21 protein-coding genes are annotated in these 25,759 nt (G+C 35.2%); 16 read left to right on the forward strand and 5 right to left on the reverse strand.

Annotation, left to right across the window (positions count from 1 at the left end):
- The first annotated feature begins 131 nt into the window (after window positions 1–131).
- Complete coding sequence (locus tag ASD98_RS14540) at window positions 132–566, forward strand: DoxX family protein (RefSeq protein ID WP_056205808.1); 435 nt, start codon at window positions 132–134, stop codon at window positions 564–566.
- Between the two features lie 437 nt (window positions 567–1,003).
- On the opposite strand, the gene ASD98_RS14545 is transcribed toward ASD98_RS14540, so the two are convergent.
- Window positions 1,004–1,396, reverse strand: coding sequence for a hypothetical protein (locus tag ASD98_RS14545; RefSeq protein ID WP_056205809.1), 393 nt, complete (start codon window positions 1,394–1,396; stop codon window positions 1,004–1,006).
- Window positions 1,397–1,488: 92 nt separating this feature from the next.
- Window positions 1,489–3,408: a tetratricopeptide repeat protein gene (locus ASD98_RS14550; RefSeq protein WP_056205810.1), complete on the reverse strand. Its 1,920-nt coding sequence runs from the start codon at window positions 3,406–3,408 to the stop codon at window positions 1,489–1,491.
- Between the two features lie 268 nt (window positions 3,409–3,676).
- Here ASD98_RS14550 and ASD98_RS14555 point away from each other — a divergent pair, with 268 nt between their 5' ends.
- From ASD98_RS14555 to ASD98_RS14565, 3 genes are read left to right on the forward strand one after another with little or no spacing between them, the layout of a single operon-like run.
- Window positions 3,677–4,513: a sulfite exporter TauE/SafE family protein gene (locus ASD98_RS14555; protein ID WP_056205811.1), complete on the forward strand. Its 837-nt coding sequence runs from the start codon at window positions 3,677–3,679 to the stop codon at window positions 4,511–4,513.
- Window positions 4,500–4,907: a DUF1634 domain-containing protein gene (locus tag ASD98_RS14560; protein WP_082577868.1), complete on the forward strand. Its 408-nt coding sequence runs from the start codon at window positions 4,500–4,502 to the stop codon at window positions 4,905–4,907. The genes ASD98_RS14555 and ASD98_RS14560 overlap by 14 nt, the downstream gene beginning before the upstream one ends.
- A gap of 54 nt (window positions 4,908–4,961) precedes the next feature.
- The gene (locus tag ASD98_RS14565) at window positions 4,962–5,984 is read left to right on the forward strand and encodes an LLM class flavin-dependent oxidoreductase (RefSeq protein ID WP_056205812.1); all 1,023 of its coding nucleotides are present in this window, start codon (window positions 4,962–4,964) and stop codon (window positions 5,982–5,984) included.
- A 177-nt stretch (window positions 5,985–6,161) separates the two neighbouring features.
- Here ASD98_RS14565 and ASD98_RS14570 read toward each other — a convergent pair whose 3' ends face one another.
- Window positions 6,162–8,585, reverse strand: coding sequence for a TonB-dependent receptor (locus ASD98_RS14570; protein WP_056205813.1), 2,424 nt, complete (start codon window positions 8,583–8,585; stop codon window positions 6,162–6,164).
- Window positions 8,586–8,801: 216 nt separating this feature from the next.
- Between ASD98_RS14570 and ASD98_RS14575 the strand changes: the two genes are divergently transcribed.
- Window positions 8,802–10,082, forward strand: a complete 1,281-nt coding sequence (locus ASD98_RS14575) for an acetyl-CoA C-acetyltransferase (protein WP_056205814.1) — start codon at window positions 8,802–8,804, stop codon at window positions 10,080–10,082.
- 100 nt (window positions 10,083–10,182) lie between these two features.
- Here the strand turns inward: ASD98_RS14575 and ASD98_RS14580 are convergent, their stop codons facing one another.
- A complete protein-coding gene (locus ASD98_RS14580) occupies window positions 10,183–10,791 on the reverse strand; it encodes an FMN-dependent NADH-azoreductase (protein ID WP_056205815.1) in 609 nt (202 codons plus the stop codon).
- A 107-nt stretch (window positions 10,792–10,898) separates the two neighbouring features.
- Here ASD98_RS14580 and ASD98_RS14585 point away from each other — a divergent pair, with 107 nt between their 5' ends.
- From ASD98_RS14585 to ASD98_RS14595, 3 genes are all read left to right on the forward strand, one after another.
- The gene (locus ASD98_RS14585; protein ID WP_082577869.1) at window positions 10,899–11,288 is read left to right on the forward strand and encodes a helix-turn-helix domain-containing protein; all 390 of its coding nucleotides are present in this window, start codon (window positions 10,899–10,901) and stop codon (window positions 11,286–11,288) included.
- A 256-nt stretch (window positions 11,289–11,544) separates the two neighbouring features.
- Window positions 11,545–14,463 carry a PQQ-dependent sugar dehydrogenase gene (locus ASD98_RS14590; protein WP_056205816.1) on the forward strand — a complete coding sequence of 973 codons (2,919 nt, stop codon included), beginning with the start codon at window positions 11,545–11,547 and terminating at the stop codon, window positions 14,461–14,463.
- A 196-nt stretch (window positions 14,464–14,659) separates the two neighbouring features.
- Window positions 14,660–16,123, forward strand: a complete 1,464-nt coding sequence (locus ASD98_RS14595; RefSeq protein WP_056205817.1) for a sulfatase — start codon at window positions 14,660–14,662, stop codon at window positions 16,121–16,123.
- Window positions 16,124–16,426: 303 nt separating this feature from the next.
- On the opposite strand, the gene ASD98_RS14600 is transcribed toward ASD98_RS14595, so the two are convergent.
- Window positions 16,427–17,176 carry a dihydrodipicolinate reductase C-terminal domain-containing protein gene (locus tag ASD98_RS14600; RefSeq protein WP_056205818.1) on the reverse strand — a complete coding sequence of 250 codons (750 nt, stop codon included), beginning with the start codon at window positions 17,174–17,176 and terminating at the stop codon, window positions 16,427–16,429.
- Between the two features lie 406 nt (window positions 17,177–17,582).
- Here ASD98_RS14600 and ASD98_RS14605 point away from each other — a divergent pair, with 406 nt between their 5' ends.
- The 8 genes from ASD98_RS14605 (at window position 17,583) to ASD98_RS14640 (ending at window position 25,653) form a co-directional block, all read left to right on the forward strand.
- Window positions 17,583–18,017, forward strand: coding sequence for a DUF1810 domain-containing protein (locus ASD98_RS14605; RefSeq protein ID WP_056205819.1), 435 nt, complete (start codon window positions 17,583–17,585; stop codon window positions 18,015–18,017).
- Window positions 18,018–18,169: 152 nt separating this feature from the next.
- Window positions 18,170–18,520 (forward strand): hypothetical protein, encoded by a 351-nt coding sequence (locus tag ASD98_RS14610; protein ID WP_056206528.1) that lies wholly within the window; start codon window positions 18,170–18,172, stop codon window positions 18,518–18,520.
- A gap of 243 nt (window positions 18,521–18,763) precedes the next feature.
- Window positions 18,764–19,459, forward strand: a complete 696-nt coding sequence (locus ASD98_RS14615; RefSeq protein WP_056205820.1) for an ABC transporter ATP-binding protein — start codon at window positions 18,764–18,766, stop codon at window positions 19,457–19,459.
- Window positions 19,460–19,489: 30 nt separating this feature from the next.
- Window positions 19,490–21,784: a TonB-dependent siderophore receptor gene (locus tag ASD98_RS14620; protein ID WP_056205821.1), complete on the forward strand. Its 2,295-nt coding sequence runs from the start codon at window positions 19,490–19,492 to the stop codon at window positions 21,782–21,784.
- 5 nt (window positions 21,785–21,789) lie between these two features.
- Window positions 21,790–23,241 carry a DUF3526 domain-containing protein gene (locus ASD98_RS14625; RefSeq protein ID WP_056205822.1) on the forward strand — a complete coding sequence of 484 codons (1,452 nt, stop codon included), beginning with the start codon at window positions 21,790–21,792 and terminating at the stop codon, window positions 23,239–23,241.
- Between the two features lies 1 nt (window position 23,242).
- Window positions 23,243–24,580: a DUF3526 domain-containing protein gene (locus ASD98_RS14630; protein ID WP_056205823.1), complete on the forward strand. Its 1,338-nt coding sequence runs from the start codon at window positions 23,243–23,245 to the stop codon at window positions 24,578–24,580.
- Between the two features lie 214 nt (window positions 24,581–24,794).
- On the forward strand, window positions 24,795–25,121 hold the full coding sequence (locus tag ASD98_RS14635) for a helix-turn-helix transcriptional regulator (protein ID WP_056205824.1): 327 nt from the start codon (window positions 24,795–24,797) through the stop codon (window positions 25,119–25,121).
- Between the two features lie 58 nt (window positions 25,122–25,179).
- Window positions 25,180–25,653 (forward strand): DUF6428 family protein, encoded by a 474-nt coding sequence (locus ASD98_RS14640; RefSeq protein ID WP_056205825.1) that lies wholly within the window; start codon window positions 25,180–25,182, stop codon window positions 25,651–25,653.
- Window positions 25,654–25,759 lie beyond the last annotated feature (106 nt).

The following is a 25,759-nucleotide window of genomic DNA, read 5'->3' on the forward strand; positions in this document are numbered from 1 at the left end:
GATCAAATGTTAATCCTCATTTTTAAACAATTTGAAGCTTAGAATATCGTTATAAAAATGATTTGACAACTTTTTTTAGTTGGAAAAGCATTCGTTTAATCTCCCAATTTGAGAAACAAATAATACACAGAATGAAAAACATAACAACATTAGAAGCAGGTTTAGTTTTAAGAATAGTTTTAGGAATTACAATGTTATCAGCAGTTGCTGACCGATTTGGACTTTGGGGAGCACCCGGTTCTAACGGTGTTGCATGGGGAAACTGGGAAAATTTTGTTCTTTATACACAGACACTTAATTCTTTAGCAAGTAAATCGACTGCAGAAGTATTAGGAGCAATTGCAACATTTTTTGAGATTCTATTTTCTATATTGTTATTTTTCGGATTTAAAACCAGAATCGCTGCGTTAGGAACTGCTGGTTTAATGCTTGTTTTTGCATTTGCAATGGCAATTTCTGTTTCAGTAAAAGCGCCATTTGATTATTCTGTTTTAACAAGTGCTGCCGCGGCTTTATTGCTTTCTACAATTGGTAAAACTGCTTTTGCGGCTGATAATAAAATATAAAAAAACAAAAGAGATTGTCTAAAAGGTTGAGACAAGCTCTTTTTATTTTATATTTTTCTTTGTTCCTTATGAACATTTCATAGGTAGAAAATTATATTGCTATCATTGTTTACGTTCCGTAGGAACGTTTGATTTTGACATCGCTATATCATTTTTTAATAATCTGAAATATCAAACATTCCTACGGAATGTAAATATCGATGGTCTCTACTTTTTTTCTACCTATGAAACATTCCTAATGGAATGATAGCCGGATATCAAAAAAACGACTACTTAAGTTTTCATTAAAAACAGGCAAAAAATAATAACAAGAGCGCCTTATTGCTTTCTACAATTGGTAAAACTGCTTTTGCGGCTGATAATAAAATATAAAAACGAAAACGGGATAGATTACTCTACCCCGTTTTGCCCCACAAAATATTTAAAAACACCAATACCTACAAAAGTGTTTCTACATAATTAGCTATTTGAGAATCCGTTTGAGAATTAAAAGAAGACTGCACCAATTGCACGGTTAAAAACAAGGTGTCGTCTTTTAATTCCATTTTAACGTCATCATTATTTTCAGAATTTGTTAAACGAATGGTACTTAGTTTATCCTTAAGCGCTTCTTTTCCCATATCATCAGAACAGATTTTTTTAACGAAAGATTCTACGTCGTCAAAAACAATATCCAGTCTTGATAAAGGATATTCGTCATACGCTGTAAAAGTATTCCAGTCAATATCTACTTTAATATCATAACCCGCTCTTTCTTTTAGTTTTGCTTCAAAAGCCGGAAGTTTTTCTACTTTAATCGATTCTGCTAAACGTTTTTCTGCTAATCCCATATTTAATTTGATTGATTAATTATTGGCGCAAATTTATCTTCTGTATTTTTATCCGGCATCACTATTTATAGTGATTTTGATTTCGGTATTTATTACTGATTTATCAAATCAATTTTACCTTTATTAGTTATAATTTCGGTTAACATAGCCGATTCATACCCCATCATTTTGGCTCTTCTGGCTTCTTTTAATGCCTTTTCTGGTTCTTTTAATTTATAATACATTTCGCCAAGATTGCATACAAAAATGGGCTCTTTCGGATTTATCTCAATTGCTTTTTCAAAGTATGGAAGAGATTCTTCGTATCGCAGTTCTCTATCTAAAATGCAGCCGTAATTATTGTAGATAAGAGCGTTTACCGGAGGTTCGTGCTGTGTTTTTGCAAAATAATATTGTCTTTTATTAAAACTGGCTTCAAAACCTTTTGTATACCAAAGTATTCTTGTTTCGAGAAAATAAGCCGAAGCATACTGCGGGTCTATGGCCAATAAAGTATCACATTTCTTTTGTGCTTCTTCGTAATTTTTGGCAAAAACAAAATCCCAGCCTTCTTTTAAAAGGGCTCTTTTGGTATCGTCATCTTTTTTCTCCTGCTGTTCTTCGTCAATTTCTTTTTTTCTGTATTCATCTATTTCAATTTCCCAATCGGTAAAAATTACTTTTTTATCATTTGCCAAAACTGTAAAAACTAAATCTTTTGCCGCAGCATCTTTAAAATCAAGGAAAAACAAAACCTGATTTTCTGAGCCGGCTGACAAAACTTCTTCAATTTTCTGATTCAATTTCTGAACATCGATATGTACTCTCATCCAGGTTCGCAAGTAGGAACCCCTGTGTACAAAAATGATTTTTTTAGGTAAATGTCTTAAAGCCGGCTGTGCAATATCTTCTTTTTCTATTTTATAATATTTGAAATAGTTGTCGTTTATTTCCAGATAATTGCGTTTGTCTAAACCTTCAAATTCTAAATTCCAAACTACCAGCTTATCTTTTAATTCAAAACGTTCCTGAATATTATTGGAGTTTTTTATACTTTCAATTAATTTAGAAAAATGCTCTTCGTTATCATAATAATTATGAGAACGACGATGTGTGATAATTTTTTCTTGCTTCAGTTCTTCACTTATTTCGGTTGGATTATTGGCTTCGAAGTCCAGTAAAACCGTATCGTCGCTGTATAATTTAAAGCCTCCGTTTTGGTAAATATGAAGATATATTCGCTTAGACTTTTTACCTCGAATGTTTTTGGGTTCATCTAGCGGATATTTTTCTTCTTCGATTTCTAATTTATCGATAGGAAACGGAACATCAATCTTATAATATCGATCTTCAACTATAGAAAACCATGAAATCTGAAAACGATCTGTATCAAACGGAATATGAATTAAACCAGAAAAAGCGGATTGTTGCAAATGGTAATATTTAGTTTGGGTTTCCATTTTCGCCAGCTCTTCCTCAGAATAAAAACAAATATTATTTTCCAGTTTTATATCTGAAATTAAATATTTTGAAGAATTGACAAATGCAGCCGAATCAATATACATTAAAAGTTCGCGGTCATGATAAACGCTGAAAAAAGCTTTAAAGTAAGTACTAGCCAGGTTAACTTGTGCATAATGATTCGAACCAAAATAATGTGCATAATAAACCAACGGAGCACCAAGTAAAACTGCAAACCATATTGAAAAATACAATCCGTTAAAAATTCCTGTTTTTTGATACATGACCAGAGCATAAACGCCATAATCTACAAAAAGCAGCAATGCGGTTATCATGATCACGCCAAACACAAATTCGAAACTGATACTGGCACTGGATTTTGCGTAATAATAAAAGTAAAAATAACCACACCAGGAAATGGCAGCATTAAAAAATACCGCAAAACCAAGTCCGATAAAATACAATAGAAAATAACTTATAAGCGCGGCAACAAACAATAATCCGACAGGAAAGAAAATTTCGCCGCTAAAATAAACGGGATCAACTCTTTTATACGAACGGTAATTTTTCATGATACTTTTATTCTTCAATTTTAAAACCGCAAATGTAAAAGTTCGTTATAGTGGAGAAGTCATTATAAATGATGATTTTTTGAATTGTGAATGGTGAATTGTAAATTGATAATTTGTAGTCACATTAACTTTGACAAAGTTTCTACGTACTGAGACTACGACTGAAAACTCATAATTCACCATTCACCATTAAAATCATTTTTAAGCTATATTTAAGGTCACGAACAAATATGTATTCGTAAATTAGCGTCAAACAAAATTTATCTTAATGACAGTACTTACTTTTACCCTGATAATGCTGCTTGGTGCTTTTTTAGCAGGCTTTATTGGTTCATTATCAGGCTTGGGAGGCGGCATAATTATTATTCCACTTCTAACTATTATTCTTGGTGTTGATATTCATTATGCAATTGGAGCGGCTTTAGTTTCGGTAATTGCGACTTCTTCGGGTTCTGCGGCGGCTTATGTTAAGGAAGGAATAACCAATATGCGCCTCGGAATTTTTCTGGAAATCGCCACAACAATCGGGGCCGTTTGCGGTGCTTTACTTTCTACCATTGCTCCTACTTCATTTATCGCAGTTTTATTCGGACTTACATTGATTTTCTCAGCTATAAATTCGCTTCGCAAAAAAGAAGAACATATTGTTTTAGAATCAAGTCCGCTGGCTAAAAACTTAAAACTTCAGGGAACTTACCCAACGCACGACGGACAAGTGATAAGCTACGGAACCAAAAATGTTATTGGCGGTTTCAGCATGATGGGAATTGCCGGAATGATGTCTGGTTTATTAGGAATTGGTTCCGGTGCTTTTAAAGTTATTGCAATGGATAATATTATGCGAATTCCGTTTAAGGTTTCTACCACAACCAGTAATTTTATGATGGGCGTTACGGCAATGGCGAGTTCTGTAATTTACATTCAAAAAGGATATATTGAACCGGGAATTTGTATGCCGGTTGTTATTGGTGTTTTGTTTGGCGCAATGGCCGGAGCAAAAATTTTGGTTAGAACAAATCCTAAAAAACTTAGAATATTTTTTGCCTGTTTAATTTTTGTATTAGCAGTTAATATGATTTATAATGGACTTAATGGAAAAATCTAAAGTTATGACGGACGAAAAATTTGGAGAAAAAGATTTTCAAACTATTATTGGAAACTTATTACGCTACGGTGTCTGGATTTCACTTTCAGTAGCCTTTATTGGCGGAATTGTTTATTTAATGCACCACGGAAATGACATTGAAGATTATTCTGTTTTTAAAGAAAATGACCGAAATATATTTGAAGTAATCGCAGCGGTTGTGAATGGTGTAATTTCGGGAAGCGGTGAATTTTTGATTTTCTTCGGAATTATATTATTGTTTTTAACACCGGTTTTTAGGGTTTTACTTTCTCTTTTCTCTTTTATGATTGAGAAAGATTATTTATATGTTGTTATTACGCTAATTGTTATTCTGATTATTATAACCAGTATTTCATTTGGTTTCTCGCATTAGAATTTTAGAATTCAGACTTTGGAATTTAATATTGATTGGAATTTAAAACATTTTATGGAAATAGGAATCGATAGTTTTGCTTCGGCAATGTACGGCGACAACAACACTTTGAGCAGTGTTGACGCAATGGAACAACTGCTGCAGAGAATTGAATTTGCAGATCAGGTTGGACTGGATGTTTTCGGGATTGGAGAACATCATAAAAAAGAATTTCTGGATTCGGCAACAGCGGTAATTTTGAGTGCGGCTGCGGCAAGAACAAAAAATATCAGACTGGCAAGTGCGGTAACGGTTTTAAGTGCTGCTGACCCGGTTAGGGTTTATCAAAGTTTTGCCACTTTAGATTTAATTTCTAAAGGTAGAACCGAAATTGTTGTCGGTCGCGGATCTGCTATTGAAGCTTATCCTCTTTTTGGATATGATCTTAATGATTATGATGCGCTTTTTAAAGAAAAACTCGAATTGCTTTTGCAAATTAGGGACAATGAGTTTATAACCTGGTACGGAAAATTCCGCCCTGAACTGAATAATCTTCCGGTTTATCCGAGAGCTTTGCAGGAAAAAATGCCGATTTGGCTTGGAGTTGGCGGCACTCCGGAATCTTTTATCAGAGCCGGAAGTTTAGGTTTGCCTTTAATGGCTGCTGTTATTGGCGGACAAACGCACCGTTTTAAACCTTTAATTGATTTATATCGTGAGGCCGGAAAAGCGGCAGGCTTTAAACCGCATGAACTAAAAGTTGGATTGCATTCGCCGGGATATGTTTCCAACACAACCGAAAAAGCAATCGAAGAATATTATCCGGGTTATGCCGAATTGTGGACAAAACTAGGATATGAGAGGGGCTGGCCTCCGGTAACAAAAGGTAAATTTGATGGATTAATTGATGACTTAGGTGTTTTAATTGTTGGAAGTCCGGAAAGAGCTGCAGAGAAAATTTTACGCCACAGCGAAGCACTTGGAGGTGTCGAAAGATTTACTTTCCAAATGGATAATGCCGGATTAACGCATTCACAATTAATGAATGCCATAGAACTCATCGGAACAAAACTTATTCCTTTGATTAAGAAAGGATAATATTTTGTGTTTTTTGGGCCACAGATTAAACAGATTAAACAGATTTACACAGAGATTCTTTTTTAACATATAGAAAAAATAAAACTGTGTAAATCTGTTTAATCCGTCAAATCCGTGGACAAATTTTCAAAAAAACTTTGAACCTTTGTCCCTTTCAACCTTTGAACCTATAAAAAATTAGAATAATTTGTACGTAACTCCAATTCTAAAATTAATTGGCTGTTCTGTCTGCCAGTAGTAAGCATTTAACCACTCGTAGTAAGAACCGCTGTAAAGGTATTTGTCTAAGATATTAAATACGTTTCCGGTAACTTTAAATTTACCCGTTTCATAAGATAAACCTCCGTCAAGTCTAAAATAATTTGGAAGTTTTTCTAAACCTTCACTCCACGTATCTGTTTGACGTCCTGCAAGGAAAGAACCTCCAATAGAAGCACCAAAACCTTTAAGTGCACCGCCTTGAACGGTATAATTTAACCATGCATTTGCAGTATGTTTTGCATAACCCGGAACAATAGAACCTTCCTTAATAGCCGAAACATTAGAATCAAGAACAATAGATTCTGTAAAAGCATAGTTGGCAATAAGGTTAAGACCGTCAAATAATTTTCCTCTAACATCAAATTCAACACCTTCTGCTCTCTTTTTTCCTAAAATAACCTTGAATACATCATTTGGTCCGTTAGTTGGGTCTGAAGTAAGTTCATTTTCTTTTATGATTCTGTATGCTGAAAGTGAAGTGTTCCATGATCCGTCAAACCAATCTCTCTTAATACCAAACTCAATATTATTACCAGTAAGAGGTTTTATTGGATCTCCATTTTGCGTAATACCCGATTGAGGTGTAAAAGCCTGATCGTACAATCCGTAAACAGCTGTGTTTGGATCTATAGAAAAACTAAGTCCGGCACGAGGTGTAATGTGGCTGTCTTCCTGAACTTCTCCCCAAGCTGACTGGCTGATCCAGGTATATCTCGCTGCAAGAGTCAATCTCAGTTTATTTTCAAAAAAACCAACTTCATCCTGAACATAACCCGCAGCATATTCTGAACTCATAAGTCCGCCCGCTCTCTGGCTAAGAGGTGTTTCGTGATCAAAAGCTGGCAGTCCGTTTGCCGGTGTTCCATAATTTGGATTATATACATTAAAAGGTTTATCTAAAGTATCAAGATCATGAGATTGTCCCCAATCTGCCATATAATCTTTACTTCCTAAATCTACTCCTCCTAATACTTTATGAGTTATAGGACCTGTATTAAATTTTCCGTTAACAAAAATCTGCCCTAAATACATATTGCTTTCTGCATCCCAGATACCAACATTTCTAATGATATCTCCTGTTCCAATAGAAACATCCGGAACATCGTCTCCATCAGTATCTATATCAGCTGGACCAACTAAACTTGGCCAAGAGCTGTAACCTTGCTGAATGTATTTAAAATAAGAAGTCTGAGCCGTAAGTTTCCAGTTTTCATCAAATTTATGTTCGAAAGTCAGGTAACCGCTGTGATCCTGAATATTGGTATCAGGTAATCCCGGCTGTGTCATTGTAAATCCTACAGGAAGTGTTCCATATCCGCCAGAAGCCGGGCCAAATACATAATAAGAACCCACTTCGGTCATATTTGCATATTGAAAATTATATTCTGCCGAAATTTTTGTTTTATCGTCAATTTGGTATGAAATAACCGGAGCAATTGCATAACGGTTATTGTGTTCAAAAGCGCGGTGAGAACCTTTGTTTTGAGCAGCTCCGTTAAATCTGTAAAGTAATTTTCCTTTTTTATCTAATTTTCCGTCAAGATCAAGACTTACTCTGTAAAAATCATAGCTTCCGCCAATTGCAGTAACTTCACCTTTAGTAATTCCCGTTGGTTTTTTAGTAACCACATTATAAAGTCCGCTTGGGTCTCCACTTGAAAGCATGAATCCTGCAGGGCCTTTTACAAATTCGATATGGTCAACAAAGCTCATATCTTCCGTTAAAGGGCCCCAAAAAGAAGAAACCACATTAAATCCGTTACGAAAAGCCTGAATCTGCGAACCGCGCATGGTAATATTGGTATATAAATCTCCCCAGTGCTCTAAACGTACAGCACCACTCACGTTACGAATAACACCGTCGCTCATACTTGTAATCTGCTGATCTTTTAAAGTCTGAGCACTTACAATTTGTACGTTTTGCGGAATTTCTAATACCGGAGTCTGAAGACGTAATGACAATGACGGTTTGTCTTGTTTGTATTTATTTTTTGTAATAACAACTTCATCAAGATCTTCCTGGCTTTCAGAAAGCACAAAGTTTTTTGTAGTCGTCTGTTTTGCAGTTACTACGACTGTGTTTTCAACGGCATGAATTCCAACTGCACGAACACTAATCGTGTAAGAACCCGGCTTAACATTTTTAATTTCATATTGACCATTGTCATTTGTAACAGCCGAATATCTTGTTCCTTTCAGAACTATAGAAACACCCGGTACCGGTTCGTTACCGCTTAAAGAAATCTTTCCGTTTACTTTTCCTAATTCCTGACTCATTGCATTTATTGAAGTCAAAAGAACCATCAAAAAACAAACTTTTTTCATGATATTTATACTCATTTTAGTACTATTTTAAGTTTTGTTTGGCAAAAGTAAATGGTAATGCTGGGTTTTCCAAATTATTTTTAATTATTCTAAATAAATATAAAATATTATGATTGTTTAGTGATATTTTTACACTTAAAACTTTATAAACTTCTTGAGAAAGCAAATAATTGAGGAAGTATACTTATCTTTAATCCTCAAAATAGATTTCTACAACAAAAAACATAATCAATGAATACCACAAAAACAGTTAGAAAAGTTGCTATTGTAGGTTATAATCGAATTCCGTTTGCAAGGGCTAATACTGCTTATACAAATGTTGGAAATCAGGAAATGATGACCGCAGCCTTAAACGGGCTTATTGATAAATACAATTTAAAGGGACAATTATTAGGCGAAGTTGCCGGAGGTGCCGTAATAAAACATTCTTATGACATGAACCTGATCAGAGAATGTGTTATGAAAACCGCACTCGATCCCGCTACTCCTGCCTGCGATTTACAGCAAGCCTGCGACACTGGAATTGAAAGTGCTGTTTATATTGCCAATAAAATTGCACTCGGCCAGATAGAATCCGGAATTGCCGGCGGTGTCGATTCTATTAGCGATATGCCAATTGCTGTAAGTGAAAAATTGAGAAAAACGCTGCTTAAAGCCCGACTGGCAAAATCATTGGGAGAAAAAATTAAAGCCTTTTTAAAGCTTCGTCCAAAAGATTTTTCTCCGCTAGTTCCGAGAAATGAAGAATCACAAACCGGGCTTTCAATGGGCGGACATACAGAGATTACGGCAAAATATTATAAAATTTCAAGAGAAGATCAGGACAATCTCGCACTTAAAAGTCATTTGAATATGGCAAAAGCTTATGACGAAGGTTTTTTTGATGATATGATTACGCCTTTTAACGGACTTGAAAGAGATAACAATCTGAGAAAAGACAGCAGTATAGAAAAGCTTGCGAAATTAAATCCTGCTTTTGATAAAGCAAACGGGACTTTAACCGCAGGAAATTCGACTCCTTTAACTGACGGTGCGTCGTGCGTACTTTTAGCCAGCGAAGAATGGGCAAAAGAACGCGGGTTACCAATTCTTGCTTATATTACATTTGCTGAAATTGCGGCGATTGAATATGTAAAAAATCAGCAGAATCTTTTATTGGCACCTTTATTTGCCGCCAGCAGAATGCTTGAAAAAGCCGAATTAAATCTACAGGATTTCGATTATTATGAAATTCACGAAGCTTTTGCCGCTCAGGTTTTAGCGACTTTAAAAATTTGGGAAAGCCCGGAATTGAGTGCCGAATTAGGTTTGAAGAAAACTCTTGGCGCAATCGACAGGGAAAAACTAAATGTAAAAGGAAGCAGTCTTGCAGCCGCGCATCCTTTTGCCGCAACCGGAGGAAGAATAATTGGCGTTATGGCAAAATTATTAAATGAAAAGGGTTCAGGTAGAGGATTTGTTTCTATATGCGCCGCAGGCGGACAAGGAGTAACCATGATAATTGAAAAATAATATTTTTCAATTTCATTTTATAAATCCGCTAAGTCTGCGTGAGTAATTTTTGCACGCAGATTTAACAGATTCAGCGGATTTTTTAATTTCTCTCCATTTTTTAAAAAGCAAATTCCTCAACAGAAGATAAAGCTTTTGGCAAAGCGTTTTCGGCAAAATCAGGAATTGCAGTTCCCTCAACTCGGAAAGTTGTCACATCTGTCATCCCTAAAAAGGCTAATACAGTTCTAAGATACGACTCAGAGAAATCGTAGCTTTTGTATGGGCCTTCAGAAAATATGGCTCCGGAAGCGATTGATAAATACACTTTTTTATCCGTCACTAATCCTTTTGGGCCTTCTGCTCCATAACTAAAGGTCTTCCCTGCTCTGGCAACCTGATCGATCCATCCTTTTAAAACTGCAGGAATTCCAAAGTTATACAAAGGCACACCAATCACAATTACATCAGATTCTAATAAAGTTTTTATAGCTGCATCAGAATGTTTAAGAGCATTCGACTGGTCTTCTGTATGTGTTTCTGCAGGTGCGTAAACAGCACTAATATGCGAATTGGTTAAATAAGGTAAAGGTGTTTTAGTAAGGTCAAGTGTCTGTACTTCGGTTTCTGTTTGTATTGCTAATTTTTCGATAATAGCATTTGATAATTGATTACTAAACGAAGTATCTCCGTTTGTACTGGTAATTATGCGTAGAATTTTTTGGCTCATGATTTAAATTATTTGTTTTACGATACAAACTTATCTACATTTGCTATCTCTTTTATAGTACTATCCTCAAGGATAGCGCTATCCTTGAGGATAGTAATGTGATAAATATGGAAACAGAAGTAAAAGCACCGGCAAAAACACACAAAAAAGACGACAAAGACTGCAGACCACAAGAGTGCATGGCAGCATTATTGCCTGTAAGAGATGCATTAGAAGTTTTAAGCGGAAGATGGAAACTGCCCATTTTAATTGCTTTGTCTGACAGGCCAAAACGTTTCAAAGAAATCTCTAAAGACATCAACGGAATTACAGATAAAATGCTTTCCAAAGAACTAAAAGATCTTGAAATAAATAAACTTGTTACCAGAACTGTGTATGATACTTTTCCGCCAACGGTCGAATATTCACGAACAGAACATAGTCAATCGCTTACAGATGTTATTATGGCCTTAAAAGACTGGGGAGCCTTGCACAGAAAAGAAATTATCGGCAAATAAGAAAATCTATTACCAAAAGTATTTTAGCCACAGACGAAAAGATTAAAATGATTTAAAATCTGCAAAATCTACGTAAAAAAAAACTTAGCGACTACGCGCCTTTGCGAGATTAAAACTTCAAGTTACTTTTTATTAAATACTTTATCTACAGCATTTATCACTAAATCGATATCGTAAAGAAATTTTAGTAAACAAAATAATTATACAGAAAAAGTTTAAATTTGGTTACCCAAATCACTAAAAATTCTGAATAATTATGAGAAAAAATCTACAATTTAACATTAAAAATAAATTGCTTAGTCATCTAATAATAGCTTTTGCTTTATTGATTTCATCGCAATCCTATTCGCAGTACATCACCCAAAACGTTGCTCCCACTGCAGTTATCAAAGAAGGACTTTCGCTGGAGCAATCTTCTGACGGAAGAATTTTTATAGCAGAACGAGGCGGTATTGTAAAAGTGTTTCAAAACAATGCTGTTACAAACGTATTTACCGTCCCTACTATAACAGATAACGAACAAGGATTACTGGGATTGACACTGCACCCTGACTTTGCGACAAACGGTTATATTTATGTTTTTTATTCTATAAAACCAGTAGGAGAACCTGTCAGACATCGAATTGAAAGAATTAAAATTGACAATGCTAACCAAGTAGTAAGCAGGCAGGAAGTTTTACTTTTAGAGCCTATTGGCAACGGATTTCATAATGGCGGGGATTTAAAATTCTTTAACGGGTTTCTTTATGTAACCGTTGGTGATAGTCAGGAAAATACTAATTCGCAGAATTTAGACACTTATAAAGGAAAAATTCTTCGTATTACAGAAGACGGACTGCCAGCTCCTGGAAATCCATTTTACGGAAGCGGTTCTGTACAAAGACAAAGTATTTGGGTTTACGGGTTTAGAAATCCGTGGAGATTGGTTCCCAATGCAAAAGTCAATAAATTATTTGTGCTGGACGTTGGAACTTCATGGGAAGAAATTAATGAAATAAGCAATCCAACTATTCGCAATTATGCCTGGGGACATCCGCAGGGAGGCGACGGAATGCAAACTGAAACTGATTTATTTACTAATCCAATATTTACCTACGCAACCGGAAGTATCGGAAATGCTCTAACTAACGGTGTTTTGTATAATCCAACAATTTCACGTTATCCTAATTTAGATGGAAAATTTATTATTAAAGATTTTGTCCGAAATGCAATTCGCTGGTTTGATCCCAATGTTGCCAATCCCGTTTCGACTGAATTTTATTCAGCACCAGAGTTTCAGGTATTGGGTATGATGTTAGGAAATGATGGCTTCATTTATTACTGTGAATACGGAAATAATGGTTCTTTAATTAAATTAGACTATATAGCAACCGCTGCACCAACAATTGTAAATCATCCGGTTTCTCAAAGTATAATGGAAACGGATCCGGTAACTTTTACAGTTTCAGCAAGCGGAATAGGTTTAACGTATCAATGGCAGTTTAACAATGCCGATATTAACGGAGCAACCGGAGCAAGTTATACAATTCCAAATGTAACAAATGCAAATGCAGGTGCTTACAGAGTTATTGTAACCAATACTGCCGGAGATGTAACCAGTAATCCGGCAACATTAACCGTAAAACCATTCAGTAATAAACCAACCGTAACAATTATATCTCCTCTTCCATCATTAAAATGGAATGCTGATGATGTAGTTCATTTTGAAGCCACAGCAACCGATGTTGAAGACGGAACTTTACCTGCAAGTGCCTTTTCATGGAGTATTGATCTTTTTCACGAAGATATTCCGGGAGCCGGACATTCGCATCCGGGAGGAAGTCCGCAAGGCGTAAAAGAAGGAAACTTTACAGCATCAAATCAAGGTGAAAAAACACCAAATGTCTGGTACAGATTTACTGTAAAAGTAACCGACAGCGATGGTTTAACCGCTACCACTTTTGTTGATATTAAACCTAATTTGGTTGATGTTACTGCAACAAGTTCACCAGTACCCCTTAATTTAGAATTCAATCAAAAACCTGTTACGGCGCCTTCTACAAAACAAGTTGTGGCAAATGCAGCGGTACAAACTTTAAATGCACCAACACCGCAGTACATTGAAAATATTCGTTACGATTTTGATCATTGGAGTCAGGGCGGAGCAGCAAATCAAACTTTTAAAGCACCGGCAACAGGAACGATTACTTATACGGCATTTTACACCGCAACTACGCTTCAAAATGCACCATATCAGGGATTAGTTGCTCAGATTCCGGGAATTATTGAAGCAGAAAATTATGACGTTGGACCAGGTGCTTTTCTGGACAAAAACGGCGGCGGTGATAATGTGTACAGAGCTGGCGACGGCGTAGGAACTGAAGCTTGTAACGAAGGCGGATTTAACCTTGCCTATGTAGCAAAAGACGAATGGCTGAAATATTCTGCAAGAGTAAGTACCAGCGGAAATTATGCTATCAATTTAAGAGTATCTACACCTTATATTAACCGAAAATTACATCTTGAAGTAGACGGTGTAAACGTTACCGGAATTATTAATATCCCAAATACGGGAGGTTTTCAGGCATGGCAGACAGTTGTAGTTCCTAATATTGCTTTAACACAGGGTAATCATGTCATTACTTTATATTTTGATGAAAATGACATTAACGTAAACAAAATGGAATTTATATTGTCTGGAATTACCAGCCCAGTAGCTGATTTTGAATTTACACCACAAATGGGATGCGAAAATGAACCTGTTACCTTCACTTCTGTTTCTATTGGTACAATTGATACCTATTCGTGGAATTTTGGAGCCGGCGCACAGCCTGCAACAGCAACCGGAATTGGACCGCACACGGTAACTTATTCTACAGAAGGAGATAAAGAAGTTTCACTTACCGTAAATAATTCAGAAGGAAGTAATACAAAAGATGTGACTTATATGGTTCACGACTGCCACCTTGGAGTTGAAAACCCAAATGCAGAACCAAATGCAATTGTAGTTTATCCAAATCCATCAAAAGGAATATTTCATTTGTCAAAAGAGTTGGAATGGACTGTGTTTTCTGCTACGGGAAGTAAAATTAAACAAGGTAAAGGAAATGTAATTTCGATCTCTGAACAAGCAACGGGAATTTATTTTATAAAAACTAATGCAGCCAGTAAGGCAATCCCAATAAGCAAACAATAATTTTCTTTTATAATAAAATCAATATTTAGAAAACAATCTACATAATAAATCCGACAGGTTTTAAAAGCCTGTCGGATTTTACTTTTCAGGAAATAACAATTTTGCATTTATTTTCAACAAAAGAGTTTTCCCAAGAAGAATACTTTTCATTTTTGCGGGTTATATTTGTAGTAACTATCCCAATACCACACAAATTATGAGAAAAAGTCTAATGCTGCTTTTATTAGTAATTCTTTTCATCAGCAGTAAAATAACTGCCCAAAGCAAAAATCAAAATTCAAAACCCAATATCGTTATTATCAATATGGATGATATGGGTTATGGAGATACTGAACCTTATGGAATGACCGGAATCCCTACTCCGCACTTTAATCAGGTAGCGAAGGAAGGAATGCGTTTGACTAATTTTAACGCTGGTCAGGCTATTTGTACAGCATCAAGAGCAGCGTTATTAACGGGATGTTATCCAAACCGAATTGGAATGTCGGGCGTATTGCTTCCGGGAGCAAAACATGCCCTTAATCCAAAAGAAGAAACGATAGCTTCGCTTTTGAAAAAATCAGGCTATAAAACGGCTAATTACGGAAAATGGCATTTAGGAAATAATTTACCGTACTGGCCTACAAATTATGGATTTGACGAGTTTTTCGGAATTCCGTATTCGCATGATGTCTGGCCTATTGATTACGACGGTTATTCATTGGTAACAGACTCTAAAGATCTGCGTTCCAGCTTTCCTCCTCTTCCATTAATCAGCAATACAACTGTTGTAGATACTATTAGAAATATTAAAGAAGCATCTAAATTAACTATACTTTTTACCGAAAAAGCAGTGGGTTTTATCAAAAAAAATAAAAAACAGCCGTTCTTTTTATATCTCACACATCCTTTGCCGCATGCACCTTTGGCCGTTTCAGACAAATTTAAAGGCAAAAGCGAACTGGGGCTTTTTGGAGATGTTATTATGGAAATTGACTGGTCTATTGGCGAAATATTAAAAACATTAGACAATGAAGGGCTTACTAAAAATACGGTCGTAATTGTAACCAGTGATAATGGTCCGTGGCTCTTTTTTGGTGACAATGCAGGATCATCAGGAGGTTTTAGAGAAGGAAAAGCAACTACTTGGGAAGGCGGAACCAGAGTTCCGTTTTTGATTCGCTGGCCCGGTAAAATAGAAGGCGGCACTGTAAATGGATCGCTTTTGACCAACATGGATTTGCTGCCAACTATTGCCGACATAACTGGATCTGCTTTACCTGAGAATAAAATTGACGGCCTGGATTTTCTTTCTTTACTGACAGGAAAAACAAATAAAGGTCCAAGAGATACTTTCTATTATTATTTTGGCGTAGGAAGCAATAATCTTGAAGCCATACGATATAAACACTGGAAACTGGTTTTCCCGCACAAAAGCACATCATACAACAAAAACCTGCAGGGAAAAGGCGGTTTACGGGGCAAAGGCGCTGTAGTTGAAGTTCCGCTCGCTTTGTATGATCTGGCGCATGATCCGGGTGAAATTCGCGATGTTCAGGAATTATATCCTGAAATTGTAGCCCAAATTCAAAAAATAGCCGAAACTGCCAGAGAAGATCTTGGTGATGATTTGACTAATAAAACCGGAAAGAATGTTAGAAAACCTGCGATTGTTGAATGAGGTTTTTGTGAAATGTAAGATGGAAAATCTCTCGCAAAGTCGCAGAGTCGCAAAGTTTTTGTTTAGAAAAAAGGTTCAATAGCGTCCAGCTTTAGCCGGATGGAGAAATATAAGCAAAAAAAGGCTTTAGCCGAACTAGTAAAGTTTGGATAAAGCCTTTTTGTTATCTAAATAAAAACCTCCAGTTAAAGCTGGAGGTAATTAATCCTTAAATTAAAACTTTGCGACTCTGCGACTTTGCGAGATTAAAAACTTTGCACCTTTGTACCTCTGCTCCTTTGCAACTCTGCACCTTAAAAAGATCTAAACAGCAAAATAAGGCGATAAAATATCTTCAAAATTGTACAACCCTTTTTTCTTGTCTTTTAAATTCTCGGCAACAAAAACAACACCATTCCCAAAAGCTTCCCTCGAAATCGATTCATGAATTAAACGAACGGTTTGATACGGAAATCCAAAGATAACTTCATGTTTCCCAACTATTCCACCTGCCCTAACCGAATTAATATTATCTTTTTCAACATCAAGTGCTTCGGCAATTTTTATGGCAGTTCCAGATGTTCCTTCTTTTTTCTTAAAATGTTCTTCGTTTACTTCGATATCAACCCAAGGCGCAATTTTCTTTAAAAACTTGGCAGCAAACAATAAATAATTCACACCCAAAGTAATATTTGGAGACCAAAAAACAGTTGTTTTATCAGCAAGTTTTTTAAGCAGTTTCAGCTCTTTATCTTTATAATGTGATATGGCAGAAATAATCTTTACGTTTTTCTTCGCTGCCGATTCCCCATAAATATAAATTCCTTCATTTGAAGAAAAATCAATAATAGCGTCTACAGGATGTTTCTCCAATAAATCGTCAATACTTGTATTTGAACTTGAATAAATTAAACCAGGTTCTTTAGACTCAATTCCAAAAAATTCAGGAACAGACCTGTGTTCTAAAACCTTGCTTTGTCTTAAAACCCATTCCAGCGAGAATTTTTTATTTTCCAGTAATATTGATGCTACTGATTTTCCAGTCTTTCCGAATCCGATTAATCCTATTTTCATATTTTATTTTTTAATTTGAGTATGAAACTCGTTAGCAGAAATTGGGTATTCCAGGAAGAAAATACAATTGAAGAAATTGCTTAAAATTAATCCTGGCAAATAACCCTGTTTCATAAAAATAGAAAAATTATAACAAGGCATCTAGTAAAAATTGCTATTTATAACATTTAGAATGTTTGTTAACAGGAAATATTTTGTTATTTGATTTTTGTTCATATGAAATTTGAATGAACTTTTTGGATTGTCATTTATCTTTTTGCAGCTAAATTTTTACGGCATTTTTTTCAACAATTTTTGTTCGTAATATTCGAAAAAAATAGCAGTAAAAAAAGGATTTAGTAATGTACAAGTAAACATATTTTCTGTAGTTTTATGATCTGATACCCCCAAATCAATAAAGTAAATAATGGCTTACAACAATAAAGAATTACTTCGGTTTTTAGATGCTCAAAACAAATTGTATCTAACTGCTCTTGATGAAATTAAGAAAGGTAAAAAAGAATCTCCGTGGATGTGGTTTATTTTTCCACAGATAAAAGGTATGGGTTCCAGCGATACTTCAAAATTCTACGAAATTAAAAATGCAGATGAAGCAATTGCTTTTCTCGAGCATCCAATTCTAGGAAAACATCTTATTGAAATAACAGCCGAATTGGTCAAAAAAGACGAACTGGATGCTGAAGATATATTTGGCACGCCCGATGTTGAAAAATTACAATCCTGTATGACGCTTTTTGCAAGCATTCAAAATACAGAACCTGTTTTTCAGGAAGTTCTGCATAAATACTTTGATGGATCTTCTGATTTTCACACGCTGCAACTATTGTACAGTAATTTGTAAAATCAATAAATACAGTCACTTTACAATATTATCATCAAAAATATAAAGCTGAAATTAGTGCATTTCTAAATTAAGTATTTATATTTGCAACACTGTTGCGTTTGTTTACTTCATAATTAAAAGGTTAAATGGCGCAGCAGAAATACCACCGAATGAAAAAGAAAATCGTAGTTGTAAATTTACTGATGTCTTTTGCAGTATTGTTCGCCATGCTGTTTCAGACTGTTCATTCCTACGAACATATTTTAAGGCAGACCTCAGAAAAACACTGTGAGCATAAATATACCGCCGGGCAAAAGCAAATAACGCACAGTCATTCTGTGGATGCTAATTGTCATATTTGCCATTTTGCCTTTAGCACGTTTATTCCAAACTCTTTTCAGCCCTTATTATTTCAGAAAATAACAGTCGAAACTTCTTATAGATTTTTTTATTCGAAGGTTTATTCGGCATTTTTTAAAGGCAGTCTCTTTGCACTGCGCGCACCTCCGGCATTTATTTAATTTACTACATTTTACTTATTTAAAATAAAAACAGCTTTTTACCTATTCAATAAATTGGTAAAAAGAAATACTGCTTTACAGTTGTTTGATTCATGTATTTGAATTCAAATCAGCCTTTAAATTCTTGTAGTAAATTATCACTTCTCAAAATAGAAAAATCATAATCAAGCCTTTACAAATCAAGTAAAAGCATGAGTTTTCTATATCTGTTTAAAAAATCAATTTACCAAATTCATAAAAACTATGCTTACAGCAAAAAATCTCACCAAAAAGTATGGTGACTATACCGCTTTGAATTCCTTAAACTTAACCATAAACGAAGGCGAAATTTTTGCACTTTTAGGACAAAACGGCGCCGGCAAAACAACTACAATCAATCTTTTTTTAGGCTTTATTGAACCAACATCGGGAGAATTAGAAATTAATAACATTTCGGTTACTCAAAATAATCAGGAAACAAAAAAACACATCGCTTACATTCCTGAAACCGTAATGCTCTATCCAAATTTAACTGGTTTGGAAAACTTAAAATTCTTTTCGTCACTGGCCGGATTCAAATATTCTGCAGGAGAATTAACTTATTTCCTGAATAAAGCCGGTTTGCAGGCCGCAGCGCACGAGCAAAACTTAGGTGGATATTCTAAAGGAATGCGCCAAAAAGTGGGAATTGCCATTGCGATTGCCAAAAAAGCAAAAGTGCTTTTGTTAGATGAGCCTACAAGCGGTTTAGATCCAAAAGCTTCTAATGAATTTTCGCAGATTTTAAAAGAGCTTTCTGCCGACGGAACAGCAATTTTAATGGCAACGCATGACATTTTCAGAGCCAGAGAAGTAGCTTCTCACATTGGCATCATGAAGCAGGGAAATTTAGTCACGGTAATCGAAGCTGCTAAAATCTCAGCAAACGAACTTGAAGATTTGTATTTACAAACCGTTTAAAGGAAAAAATATTTCCAATCAAAACCTAAAATGAAACATTTAATTCTCTTTTTATTTTTAATAACTGCCACGCATTCCATACAATCTCAGACTGTTAACAAAAGAAATACAGACAGTATTGTTCAAGATTCTGTTAAAATGACCAAAAACGAATTGCAAACCGTTGAAATCGTGGGACGTTCAACCAAAAAGTATACCAGCGACTATTCGTTTGCCGCCACAAAAACTGCAGCCTTAAACAAAGATATTCCGCAGTCAATTTCAACTATAACCAAAGAACTCATTACGGATAAAGGTGCTTTTTACCTTGCCGATGCTGTAAAAATGGCAAGCGGCGTAATTCCGGCAAGTTATTACAATCAATACACCATTCGTGGTATCAGCCAAAATGAAGAAGGACAGATTATCAACGGAATGCGAACGCGTCAATATTATTTTTTACAGCCTTTAACGAGCAATATTGAACGTGTTGAAGTAATAAAAGGCCCGTCGAGTGCGACATTTTCTTCTGTAGATCCTGGCGGAAGTATCAATATGGTGACCAAAAAGCCTTTGGCAATTGAGCGAAAGGAAATCAGCATGAGCGTAGGCAGTTTCAGCACTTTACGCGGGACTCTTGATTTTACAGGCCCTTTAAACGAATCAAAAACACTTTTGTATCGTGTAAACGGTGCCTATCAACAGGCAAAATCCTTTCGTGATTTAGTCAATAATAAATCGTTTTTGATCTCGCCTTCCTTCAGTTATATTCCAAATGAAAAAACAGCGATAAATACCGAATTGATTTTGAGCGATATGAATGGGAATCTTGACAGAGGCCAGCCTATTTTTGGTGCCGTTGCCGGAAAAACAAGTTTAAATAAAACCCCCATCAGTTTAAATCTGGGATCGCCAAGTGATTTCTTTAAATCAAAAGAAATGATTTTGATGACCAATTTTACACATAAATTCAATTCTAAAATTGGTTTTAATGCTTCGTATATGAAACAAACCTGGACAGAGGATCTTCAGGAGCATAGAACTACAAATGCATTTGCAGTCGATATAAACAACCAGTCTGTTACGAGTATGGCGATGATGCAGTTTGTGCAGCGCAAGCAAAACTGGGATATCGACAATTTGAATGCCTATTTAAACTTTGATTTCAAAACGGGAAAACTCTATCATAAATTATTAACGGGTTACGATTTAAGCAGCTGGAACAAAAACAAAGGCGGAGGGCAAAATGCGGCGAGAGGTTATTTATTAAAAGACGGTACGGTTGCCAGTTCTTTTGTTTTGGCGAATGCCTCAAATTATCAAACCATTACGGTTGACGGCGTTGTAATGCCAAAACCAAATGTGGAATATTTTAATTTGAATAATCCTATTTACAAAATTACAAGCCCCGAAGATTATACGCTGAATGTTAGAACAGCATTACCATCGGCTTTAACGAGAACGAATGCTATTTATATCCAGGATCAGATTCAATGGGAAAAATTTACTTTTTTATTGGGACTGCGAAACGAATGGTTTGAGGATATTACGAACTATGAAACCAGCAACGAATTAAAAGTCAAAAAATCGGCCTTGCTGCCTAGAGTTGGGATTACTTATGCCGTAAACAGTGCAATAAATGTATACACAACTTATCTCGAAGGGTATCAGCCACAATCGAATACGGTTACTTTGATGCCTCAAACCGGTTCATTGCCAGCCGGAAGTTTATTTGATCCGCTGGAAAGCGACTTGAAAGAAGTGGGAATAAAAACTACTTTTTTAAACAACTCAATGAGTTTCAACGCCGCGGTTTATGAAATTAGACAGCGCAATATTTTGATGAATGCCAATGATCCTGCAAATCCGGATTTATTGGTTACCAGAGGTGCAGAACGAAGCCGTGGTTTTGAATGCGACTTAGCAGGTTATATTACACCTGACTGGCAGATAAATGCTTCTTACAGTTATATTGATGCTGAAATTACAAACGACCGAGACGCATCTTTAATTGGTGCAAGAAAACAAAACACGCCAAAAAATAGTGCCAATTTATGGACACGTTACAATTTTAAAGCCGATTCTGCTTTGCAGGATTTAGGAATTGGTTTTGGAATGCAGTACCAAAGCAGTAAAGTGCCTTGGTTTACCAGAGATTTTACACTTCCTGATTTTACCATTTTTGATGCCGCTTTGTTCTACAAACCAAGCAAAAGTAATGTACAGATTGCTGTAAATGCCGGCAATTTATTAAACAAAACGTATTGGCTTGGCGCGCAGAATTATTTACGCTTATTTCCCGGAAGTCCACGAAATGTAAGCCTTACTGTAACTTATAAATTTTAATTTATATGAAATTATTACATACTGAAATCCTTATAGCCAGGCATTTTAAAAATTCTGTTTTTAAAAACTCGGCCATTTATATTATTGCACTTTTTATTGGCGCACTGCTTTTATTTGCTGCGTTTTCGGGTTGGGATAATTACAAAAGCCAGAACGAAACCAGCGAAAAATATCAGCATGAATCTCGCGAAGACTGGTTGAAAAATCCAGATAAAAATCCGCATAGAATGGCACATTATGGGAATTTTGCTTTTAGAAAAAGTACTTCTTTAAGCGTTTTTGAATTCGGAATGGAGCCGTTTTTCGGAAATGCGATTTTTCTGGAAGCGCACAAACAAAATACAGCCAATTTCTCTGAAGCCGGATTTTCAAACAGTATGCTCCGTTTTGGCGAAATCAGCATTGCCATGGTTTTGCAGGTTTTACTGCCTTTGTTGATCTTTTTTATTGGATTTAATTCTGTGGCATACGAAAGAGAAAACGGAACTTTAAAAATACTTTTAAGTCAGGGAATCAATTGGAAACAGCTTTTGTTTGGCAAAATACTTGGAATTGCAAGTGTGGTTATGCTGCTTTTTGTTCCAACCATTATTGTTTTGGTTTTGATTTGGTTAATACTTCAAAACTTCTCTATTTCAGCAGATGAAATGATCAAAATGCTGTTGTTTATTGGGTTTCATTTTATTTATCTGATGTTCTTTTGTGTTCTTGCGGTTTTAGTTTCGGCATCAAGCAAAACCTCAAAAAAAGCATTGGTTTCTTTAATTGGAATCTGGCTGATTTTGACCATTATTCTGCCAAGAACAACTCAGGCAATTGGAGGCTATTTGTATCAAGCGCCTTCGAAAATCCGCTTTAACAGTGATATTGAAAAAGATATACTGAAACAAGGCGACAGTCATAATCCAAATGATTTGCATTATAAAGCCATAAAAGATTCTTTATTAAGCGTTTACAAAGTTGATTCGGTTCAAAAACTTCCTTTTAATTATTCAGGATTTATTATGACCGAAGGCGAAAGAATCAGCTCCAATATTTATAATAAACATTTAGAAGATCTTCTAAAAATTTACGACAGACAAAACAGTTTTTCTGAAGCCGTATCGTTCGTAAATCCGTACATCGCAATGAAAAATCTATCGATGGGATTATCCAATACGGATTATGATTCGTACATCGATTTTCAGCAGCAAGCCGAAAAATACCGCTACAATATGGCGCAGAAAATGAATGCGTTACAGATCAAATACATCAGCAATAAAAAACCCGGACCAAACGATAAACCTTTAACAATCGACAAAAAACATTGGACCATTATTGAAGAATTTCATTATGAACCAAAACCAGTTTGGGAAGTCTTAAAGACCGAAATCATTGCTGTCATATCCATATTACTATGGATAATTCTGCTGTTTGTTTTGATCAAAATTGCTGCTAAAAACCTAAAAGCCATTTAATATGTTAGTTCTCTTATTTAAAAATTTCATACGCTCAAAAGGTACCAAAATTGGCTTACTTTTTTTATTAATCATTGGCTTTATAAGTCTTTTAATTGGTCGTCAGTTTCAGGAAAAGCAACAAAGTAATATTGCAGAAGCAGCTGTTTATCAAAAAGAACATATTGCCAGAAATACTGCTTTCCATAAAGATGAAATCGGCCTCCTGCTCTATTATATAAAGTTTTCATTGGTTAATAACACTTTACCAATTAGCAGTTTGGCAATTGGACAGCGTGACGTAAATCCATCGATTCAAAGTGTTACGATTCGCGGATTGGAAGCTCAGAAATACGATTCTGAACTCAATAATCCGAGTAATCTTTTATCGGGAAATATCGACTTTAGCTTTGTGCTTTTGTATCTGTTTCCGCTTTTGATTATCGCTTTTTCGTATAATATTATTTCCGAAGAAAAAGAATCAGGAACCTGGAAAATCGTGGCAACCCAAAGTCCGAATACCTTTTTATATATTTTAAAATTGTTTTATGTTCGTATTTTAAGTTTAATTGGCCTTTTGTCTTTACTACTTTTAATTGCGGTTTTACTTCTGCAAATTCCAATTGACAAGGCGTTTATTCTATTTTACGGAATCGCAGTTTTGTACATTTTGTTTTGGTTTTCGGTTTGTTTTTTTATTGTTTCTCTTAATAAAAATTCAAACTTCAATGCTGTTATTTTATTAACGATCTGGCTGTTTCTGATTATTATTCTTCCGGCTGGAATCAATACCTATATCATCAACAAATACAAAGTTCCCGAAGCTTTAGAATTAACGCTTACACAGCGAAATGCCTACCACGAAAAATGGGATATGGATAAGCAGGAAACGCTGGATAAATTCTACAAACATTATCCGCAGTTTAAACATTATCCATTGCCGGAAACCGAATTCAGCTGGCTTTGGTATTATGCGATGCAGCAAATGGGCGATGATGAATCTGCCATACAATCTAAAGAGTTAGAATCAAAATTAGAACAGCGAAATAATGCCAGCGAATGGATTGCACAATTTATTCCAACGCTTCATACTCAGATTCAATTGAATGAAATTGCAAAATCAGACTTACGAAACCAGCTTTTATTTCTAAAAGAAACCAAACAATTTCACGAAAAACTAAGGCTGCATTTTTATCCTAAAATATTTGATAATGCTCTTGTAGATCAGCAAAAATGGAAAAATTTTAAAGTAGAAATGTTTACTGATAAATCAGAAACAAGTTATGTAAAAGCATTTTTACCCTTACTGCTTTTTAACCTGTTACTGATTGGTTTTGGATGGAGAAATTTTAAACGCTAATTTTATAAAACTGTTTTTTTACCGCAAAGGGCGCAACGTTTTTTTCGCAAAGTTCGCAAAGCTATATTTATACACATAGCTTTGTGAACTTTGAGTTTTTAAAACGTTCTAGTACAAAATCTTTGCACTCTTTGCGGTAAATAAAATATTCATTAAAAGTTTTGTTCTTTAAAAAACTTTATCGTAATATTGCTATATTGAAATTTAAAATAAAATGGGAGCTACTAAAACAGAACATTTTACAGAAAAACAAAATCAGATCGCTACAATAGCAAAAGCCTTGGGGCATCCTGCAAGAATTGCTATTATTGAATATCTTTTGAAGGTAAATGAATGTATTTGCGGTGATATTGTAAATGAACTTCCACTTGCCCAGCCAACCGTTTCGCAGCATTTAAAAGAATTAAAAAATGCGGGACTTATAAAAGGAAATATTGAAGGAAATGCTATTTGTTACTGCATTGACGAAACTACTTTTGATATTTTAAAAGCTTATTTTTCAAATGTTATTACTGTTACAAAAGAACAGAAATGCTGTTAAACCTTTTTTTGAATAACTATATCGTAATATTGCATTATAACTATAAAAACAAAAACGAATGAAACTATCAGACATTAAAAACATTCTTCCAAATCTGGAAAATGTGACATTTCAATTAGAAAACGGGGCTTTCGTTCCTGAACACTTTCATGTAACTGAAATTGGAACTACAAGTAAAAATTTCATTGACTGCGGGGGTGTGATTCGTCATGAAAGTGCCGTTAATTTTCAATTGTGGAATGCAAATGATTTTGAACACAGATTGAAACCAGGCAAACTTCTGCATATCATCAAATTATCAGAAGAAAAATTAAATATTGAAGATTTTGAAATTGAAGTTGAATATCAAAATGAAACAATTGGAAGATATGATTTAGAATTTAACGGAACTCATTTTATTCTAAAAAACAAAACTACAGCTTGTCTGGCACAAGAAGCATGCGGCGTTCCTGCATCAAAAGAAAAATTAGCTTTAACGGAACTCTACAAAAGCGAAGCCAATAGCTGCTCGCCAAATTCAGGCTGTTGTTAAAATGAAACAGAAAATACTAAAGTACAAGAAACCAATTATTATCACAACATCTGTAATTGTGCTGCAGCTTATTTTTGGTTTTGAGCCAAAATTCTGTATCATCAAT

Source organism: Flavobacterium sp. Root186 (genome assembly GCF_001428525.1).
In the GTDB taxonomy this organism is placed as follows: Bacteria; Bacteroidota; Bacteroidia; order Flavobacteriales; family Flavobacteriaceae; genus Flavobacterium.